This window comes from Mycobacterium sp. IDUB_19, assembly GCF_055419445.1.
The window spans coordinates 1-2,451 of the sequence record NZ_JBVAXR010000116.1; the positions used below are offsets into that span (position 1 = coordinate 1).

3 protein-coding genes are annotated in these 2,451 nt (G+C 67.7%); 2 read left to right on the top strand and 1 reads right to left on the bottom strand.

What is annotated here, in order from left to right:
* Window positions 1–447: PadR family transcriptional regulator (locus ACZY0B_RS27200; RefSeq protein WP_463767329.1), on the top strand; the 447-nt coding region annotated here is incomplete at its 5' end.
* Here the strand turns inward: ACZY0B_RS27200 and ACZY0B_RS27205 are convergent.
* Window positions 444–2,147, bottom strand: coding sequence for a 3-ketosteroid-delta-1-dehydrogenase (locus tag ACZY0B_RS27205; RefSeq protein ID WP_463767330.1), 1,704 nt, complete (start codon window positions 2,145–2,147; stop codon window positions 444–446). The two genes, ACZY0B_RS27200 and ACZY0B_RS27205, sit on opposite strands and share 4 nt — an antisense overlap.
* 101 nt (window positions 2,148–2,248) lie before the next feature.
* On the opposite strand from ACZY0B_RS27205, the gene ACZY0B_RS27210 reads away from it, so the two are divergent.
* On the top strand, window positions 2,249–2,451 hold a 203-nt coding region (locus tag ACZY0B_RS27210; protein ID WP_463767331.1), incomplete at its 3' end, for a Rieske 2Fe-2S domain-containing protein.

A 2,451-nucleotide genomic window follows, 5' to 3' on the forward strand; every position in this document is an offset into this window, starting at 1 on the left:
ACCCGCAGCCGCCGGCTCTACAAAATCACCCCGGCGGGGATGGACGCGGTCACCGAGTGGACCAATCACGCACCCGTCGATCCGCCCGTGCTCAAGCACAGCGTGCTGCTGCGACTTACGTTCGGTCACCTGAGTAGCCCCGCGCGGCTCAAGGAGCTGCTGCAGGAACACGTGGCCTACGCCGAGGCCAGGCACCGCAAGGCACTGGAGGACGCCGAGGGGGCCGAAGCCGAACCCGCTTGGGCGTACTCGGTGCTCGCGCTGCGCTGGGCGGCCAAGTACTACGCCGCCGAGCGTGAATTCGCGCTGGAACTGATGAAGGAAATCGACGAAGCCGACGCCATACTGCAAACGGCGCCCAAGGGCGGTTATGGCAAACCGCGTACCACGCCGGGATACTGGCGTGAGGTCGAAAAGCAAGTCGTGGCCAAGCGCGAAGCCGATTAGACGACGCCGGCCGCATCCCGGGCCGCGATGTAGCCGTACACCAGTCCCTGCGCGATCGTCGCGCCCGCACCCGGATACGTCGTGCCGAACGCGTTGGCGGCGGTGTTGCCGATCGCGTACAGCCCGCTGATCACGGTCCCGTCCTCGCGTAGCACCCGGGCCCGGTGGTCGGCGGTCAATCCGCCGCACGTCCCCAGGTCGCTCAGCACCATGCGAACGGCGTAGAACGGGCCCTTGGTCAACGCCCGCAGGTTGGGGTTGGGCGATATCGTCGGGTCGCCGTAATAGCGGTCGTAGGCACTGCTTCCCCGGTCGAAGTCGGGATCGCAACCGGCAGAAGCGTTTTGGTTGAAATGCGTGACCGTCGCGGTGAACTCGGGAACCGGCATGCCGATCCGGGCGCCCAGTTCGGCAAAGTCGTCGGCGCGTACCGCGATGCCGGCGTCGTACCAAGTCTGCGGAATACGCATTCGCGGAAACAGTTGGGCGCCAAAGACATAGCTGTTGCGGTACTGCTGGTCGAAGATGATCCACATCGATTCGACCGGGCTGCCCGACCGCTCCAGCTCGAGCAACCGCTGGCCGAAGGACATGTAGTCCGCCGACTCGTTGACGAATCGGCGGCCGTGCTGGTTCACGATGAGGCTGCCGGGAAGCGACCGTTCGGCCAGCATCACCGCGGGTGTCTCGCCGGGAAGCGGCGCGATGGCCGGGAACCACCACGCCTGATCCATCAGATCGATGCCGCCACCGAGTTCTTGCCCGGCGCGGATCCCGTCGCCGGTGTTGGCTGCCGCACCGAGGCTGAGGTTGGCGCCCAGCGACTCGGACTGGAATTTCCACCGCATGTCCATGCTGTGGTCGAAGCCGCCGGCGGCGAGCACGACTCCGCGCCGAGCGGTGATCGTCACCTCGCGGCCGGCGTGCGCAACCACCGCGCCGCGCACCCGGTCACTGTCGCCGTCGAGACGCAGCAGGGTGGTGTCGGTCCACACCGGAATGCCGGCGCGCAGCACACCGGCGAACAGGCCGGCCGCCAGACCCTGACCGCCCGCGGCGTACCGCCGGCCCAGTATCCGGCCGCCGAGTCCCTGCGCCAGTCGCTTGCCGAATGTCGGAATTCCCTTGCGCGGCACGCGCGCGACCAGATTCATCCAGCGGTAGTCGGCACCCGTCGTCGGGATCGGGACGCTGACCTCCATCAAGCCGGGTTCCAGTCGGGTGCGGTAGGCGCCGAGAATCGACGTGTCGAACGGGTGACACTCGCAGGTGCGGCCCGCCGCGCTGCCGCCGGCCTCCTCGGGGTGGTAATCGGAGTAGTCGCGGGCCCAAAAGAAGCGCAGGGGAGTCATTCGTCGCAGCATCTCGACCGTCGCGGACACATGCGTCAAGAATCCCGTCGAGCGCTGTCGGGGCGCCGAGCCCGCCACCACCGAGTCCAGGTAGGTCGCGGCGTGATCCTGCGTATCGCGGGCACCGGCTTCGCGCAGCACCGGGCCCGCGGGCAGCCACAGGGCGCCACCGGAGCGGGCGGTCGAGCCGCCCACGTGGGCCGCTTTCTCCACGACCAGCACCGACAGCCCGAGTTCGTGGGCGGCCAGCGCCGCGGCCATCCCGGTACCCGAGCCCACGACCAGCAGGTCGACGCTGGTATCGGCCACGGGAAGCCCGGCAGGGATCGTCGCGCTGTGTGGTGTCACGCCGAGAACCGTATGCCGGGGCCGCGCGGCGCAGGAATAGCCGTCCTGATCAGTGGAACAACACGACCCGACAGGGCGTCTTCGGGAGTTAAATCGTGCCTATGCATGACACCGACGAAATTCGGCTCATCGAGGCCCAGGCCGCACCGACCCGGTTTGCCCGCGGCTGGCATTGCCTGGGATTGATCAGAGATTTCGGCGACGGCAAGCCGCACGCGATCAACGCCTTCGGTCAGAAGCTTGTCGTCTTCCGAAGCGGGGACGGCAAGATCAACGTCCTCGACAGCTACTGCCGGCACATGGG